We start from the raw sequence: 4818 nt of genomic DNA on the forward strand, positions 1-4818 counted from the left end.
AGCAGGCGGCATCCAATGCCCTCATCCGTCCGCTGTCGGCCTACAACGGCCCCGATGAGCGACACATCGACGGATACGTGCCGGATGCCGCTGCCACGGTGGACCGCGCGGAGGAGGCTGCCGGCTGACCCGGAGCGTCGGCTTACGCGGTGGCGTGCTCGTCGCTCGGATCGGCGGTCTCGTCGAAACGGCGGATGCGGGCGATCAGATCGGTGACCTGTGCATCGCTGAAGATCTCATCCGGGCCCTCGGGTGCGATCCCGTCGAAGGGGTCTTCGTAGAGTCGTCGCGGGTCGAGCCGGCCGGCGATCGTGAGCTGCTGCACGACGAGGTCGACGAACGCGTGCTGGCGGTGGGTGAAGCCCGGTGTCGAGGCGAAATCGGTGAGCGCCTCTTCGACGGCCGAGCGCTCCATGCCGACGATCGAGCGGACCAGCCGGCCGAGGCCGCCCGCGCCGTCGGCTTCGTCGTGCAGCTGCGCGGCATCCAGCCCGCCGGCCGAGGTCAGCGCCTCCTCGAGCTGCGCGAGGTCGACGGCGGTGAGCGGGCGTCCGGTGCGCAGCTTGTGCAGCGCGACATCCGACCGGCCCGACAGGAACCCGAAGAGCTTCTCGCGGAATGCGCGACGGTTCAGGCCCGGCACGACGCGGGTGAGCACGACATCGCGAGCGGGATCGAGCGTGTCCTCGAAGTCGGAGTACACAATGGCCTGGCTTTCGCGTCCGATGAGCCGAACGAGGTCGCGAAGGTGCACGCGGACCCGCTCGAGCCTCACGACCTCGACGTCGTCCCACCAGGCCGGGTCGACGAGGGCATCCAGCAGCGCCGCCTGCGCGGCGACGGCGGGGATGCTGCGCTGATCGCCGAGAGCCTGCGCGATGCCGGCGATGCGCGATGCGACCCCCGCGGGCACCGGTTCGCCGGTCGCGACCGCGACCTGCGCGTCGAGGATGAGCGCATCGAACCGCTTGGCCGCCTCGTCGGCGTCCTGCTCGGCCGCGGAGGGGAGCCCGGCGAGCTCGGCGGCATCCTCGAGGTCGGCGGCGCCGAACCGGTCCCACGCGTCTGCGTCGCCGAAGCGCTCGACGGCGCGCAGGTGCCGGCGCACGAGGAAGTTGTCGCGGTTCATGCCCGCCACCGCTCGGCGCAGGCGCCCCGCGATCGCCGCGCGCAGGGCCGCGGCATCCGTCTCGTTGAGGCCGTTCAGGGCGGCGAGCAGACGGGTGCGCTGCAGGAAGGTGCGCTCCGACAGCGACAGCGACAGGGAGCGGGATGCCGGTGCTTCGGGCAGCTCTTCGTTGAAGAAGTCGATGTTGCCGCACACGTCGAAGATCACGAAGTCGCGCTTGTCGTCGCCCGGCCCGTACAGGTCGGGGCGCAGGCGCGTTCCCCGACCGACCATCTGCCAGAACTTGGTGTGCGAGTTCACCGGCTTGAAGAACACGAGGTTCACGACATCGGGGATGTCGATGCCGGTGTCGAGCATGTCGACCGAGATGGCGATCTGCGGGTTCTTCCCGGTGATGGAAAACGCGTCGATGAGCGTCTGCGCGTACGGCCCGGAGGCGTAGGTGATCACGCGCGCGAAGTCGCCGTGCTTCTCGGGGAAGTTCGCATCGAAGCGCGACTCGATGAACTCGGCGTGCCGCTGGTTCTTCGCGAAGACGATCGTCTTGCCGAGCACATCGCCCCCGCCGACGTGCCGCCCTTCGGCGACGAGCACTTCGAGCACCTTGTCGACGGTGTCTTCGTTGAACAGCCAGCGGTTCATCGCGGCCGCGTCGATCGCATCGGGGATCTCGCCGTCCTGCCACTCGAGCTCGTCCCACCGCTCGCGCTCGGCCTCGCTCAGGTCGGCATAGCGGATGCCGCGCTTCATGAATCCGAGATCGATCGGCCGCGCGACCGGAGGCACGAGATAGCCGCCGGCGATGGCATCGTCGAGTTCGAACGCGTCGGTGGGCACGCCGTCATCGAGCTCGAACAGTCGGTATGTGTTGTGGTCGACGTCGGCGCGCGGGGTCGCCGTCAGCCCGACGACGAGCGCGTCGAAGTACGAGAAGATCTCGCCGTACCGGTTGTAGATCGACCGGTGCGCCTCATCGACGACGATGAGATCGAAATACCCGGGGCCGAAGCGCCGCAGCGCGTCTTCACCGGAATCGATGAGTCCCATCACGGTCTGGTAGGTCGACCCGTAGACGCGGCCGTCGCTGTCGCGGTCGGTGACGAGGTTCACCGGAGCGCTGTCGGGGAGGTGCGCCTTGAAGGCGGCCACCGCCTGATTCACCAGCGCCGTGCGGTCGGCCAGGAACAGTACGCGCTTGACCCAGTTGGCCCGCTGCAGCACGTCGACGAGCGCGATCACGGTGCGCGTCTTGCCGGTGCCGGTCGCCATCACGAGCAGGGCGCGGCGGCGCTTGTGCTCGAAGGCTTCGGTGACCGCTCGGATCGCGCGCAGCTGATACGGCCGCTCGACGATCGCGCGGTCGATCGTCGCCGTCGCGAGGGGCTTGAGCGAGCTGCGGCGCTGGATCGCCAGGGCGAGCTGGTCCTTGGTCATGTACCCGGCGACGCGTCGGGGTGTGTACCGCCGGTCGTCCCACAGCCACGTCTCGAACCCGTTCGTGTAGTAGATCAGGGGGCGCTGGCCGAAGTCGCGCTCGAGGGCATCGGCATAGATCTCCGCCTGGAGCCTGCCCTCTTTCGCACTCTTGGTGGTGCGCTTTGCCTCGACGATGGCCAGCGGCTTACCGTCGTCGCCCCACAGGACGTAGTCGACCTTGCCGTCGCCGGACGGGCTCGGGATGCCGCTCACCGGCCACTCCCGATCGCGGGCATCGGCGAGCGCCCAGCCCGCCTCGCTCAGGTGCAGATCGATGAGGTCGCGGCGCGTCTCGGCCTCGGTGGCGACGGTCGGATCGGGGATGCCGAGCGCGACGTTCGTCGCCTCGTTCGCCGCCTTCGCCTGGGCTGCGGCGGCGCGCAGCGCCTCGAGCTCCTGCTGGAGTGCCGCGTTGCGGTCGAGCTCTTCCGCGAGCGCTCGCCGTGCCTGCTCGAACTCGGCCTGCGCGCGTTCGAGCTCGGCTCGCGTGCGCTGGATGACCGCAGCCGGGGCCGGGGGAACCTTCTCGAAGTCGAAGGGCGGCGGGCCGGCGGCATCCGGATCGCCGTAACCGTGGTCGAGCCAGCGGCAGATGATGTGCAGCTGCTCGAGCGAGCTCCGGGCGCGACCGAGCGGCATCCCCTCGTCTTTGTGCACGGCGTCGTTGCCGATGCGCCGCACGATCCGCAGACCCCCGTCGACGTTCGCGCCGACAGCCTGACGAAAGGCCGCCTGTGCCGTCAGGTTCGCGAAGGATTCGTCGTAGGGGCGGGGGAGGGCCTCGGCGGAGTAGATCCACTCGGTGAACATCTCGCCGGCCCGGCGCGTGTAGGTCGCCGACGCCCGCGGATCGCTGCGCAGGTACGACTCGGCGCGGGATGCGGCCTCCCAGACTTTCGGCCAGCGATCCCGGACGAAGTCGAAGTTGCCCACGGCCGCTCCCGGCGGCAGGCTCGGCCCCTGCCTTTCGCCATGCTAGCGAAGCGCGCCGACTCCTCCCCAGGCGGCCCGCCAGGCCCGGTCGCTGAGCTTGTCGAAGCGTCGCCCGGCGCGCGGGCGCTAACCGTTCCGGTCGCTGAGCTTGTCGAAGCGTCCCACCTCGCCGTCTGCGTCCAATGTCGGAGGTTGGGTGTGTCCTGATCGACTGGCCGTCGGCCGGTGGTGCACGCCTGTGGGTGTGCGCCTCGAACGACCAGAAGGTTCGTCATGTCCGACAACAGCAACAACATCGATCAGAACACCGCCTCGAGCGGTGCACCGCAGCTGCCGCTCGCCGGGTGGTACCCCGACCCGCACGACTCGCGCGCGTAGCGCTACTGGGACGGTGCCCAGTGGACCCCGCACACCGCGACGGCATCCGCGGATGCCGCAACCGTGGTGACGGCTGGGTCCACGGCGGGCGCAACGTCGACGGCGGCATCAGGGACTGCGGCCTCCACAACGTCAGCACCCACAACAGCGGTCTCCGCGACGGACGCGTCCGCCGCAGGGGGAGCGATCGCTGCGGCGCCGCGCCGCGGGTTTCCGAAGCTGAAGTGGTGGCAGTGGGGGCTCATCGCCCTGGCCGCGCTCGTGCTCATCAGCATGATCGCGAACGGCATCAACGGAGGTCGGGCCGACGACGATGCCGCCGGTGACGACCCGGCCACGGTCGCCGAGGCCGTGGGGGAGGTGCCCGCCGAAGAGCCCGAGCCGATAGATGACCGTGAGGAGATTCCGGGCCTGGTCGGTCTCACAGTGGGCGAGGCTCGTGCGGCCCTCGAGGCGGTCGGGTTCGTGATCGCGACGCCCGCCGGCACCGCTGACGACTGGGTCGTGCTGACTCAGACGCTCAGCGAAGGCCGCAAGGCGGATGCCGGCGCCGAGGTGCTCGTCACCGCCGAGGCGCCCGCACCGGTGTACACGCTCGCGCAGCAGAACGCGATCGGCAAGGCGCAGTCGTACCTCGACTTCTCGGGGTTCTCGCGTACGGGTCTCATCGACCAGCTCGAGTACGAGGGGTACTCCACCGAAGACGCGACGTTCGGCGCCGACAACGCCGGTGCCGACTGGAACGCCGAGGCAGCGGAGAAGGCGGCGAGCTACCTCGAGTTCACGTCGTTCTCTCGGCAGGGTCTCTACGACCAGCTCGCCTACGAGGGGTTCACCGACGCCGAGATCCAGTTCGGGCTCGCCGCTGTGGGCTACTGAAGCAGCTCCACGGCGCGGGGGGG

General features: G+C 69.7%; 2 protein-coding genes and 2 pseudogenes. 3 read left to right on the top strand and 1 reads right to left on the bottom strand.

Annotation, left to right across the window (positions count from 1 at the left end; all coding sequences use genetic code 11):
• Positions 1–128, top strand: a pseudogene (locus QZV84_RS10855) (bifunctional 2-methylcitrate synthase/citrate synthase); the annotation flags it as partial.
• A 14-nt stretch (positions 129–142) separates the two neighbouring features.
• Here the strand turns inward: QZV84_RS10855 and QZV84_RS10860 are convergent.
• Positions 143–3538: a DEAD/DEAH box helicase family protein gene (locus tag QZV84_RS10860; RefSeq protein ID WP_292829329.1), complete on the bottom strand. Its 3396-nt coding sequence runs from the start codon at positions 3536–3538 to the stop codon at positions 143–145.
• Positions 3539–3919: 381 nt separating this feature from the next.
• On the opposite strand from QZV84_RS10860, the pseudogene QZV84_RS11490 reads away from it, so the two are divergent.
• Together QZV84_RS11490 and QZV84_RS10865 are read left to right on the top strand one after the other, a co-directional pair.
• Positions 3920–3973, top strand: a pseudogene (locus QZV84_RS11490) (DUF2510 domain-containing protein); the annotation flags it as partial.
• 9 nt (positions 3974–3982) lie between these two features.
• A complete protein-coding gene (locus tag QZV84_RS10865; RefSeq protein ID WP_292829331.1) occupies positions 3983–4795 on the top strand; it encodes an Ltp family lipoprotein in 813 nt (270 codons plus the stop codon).
• The last annotated feature ends 23 nt before the right edge of the window (positions 4796–4818 follow it).

Source organism: Microbacterium sp. (genome assembly GCF_011620715.1).
Taxonomy (GTDB): Bacteria; Actinomycetota; Actinomycetes; order Actinomycetales; family Microbacteriaceae; genus Microbacterium.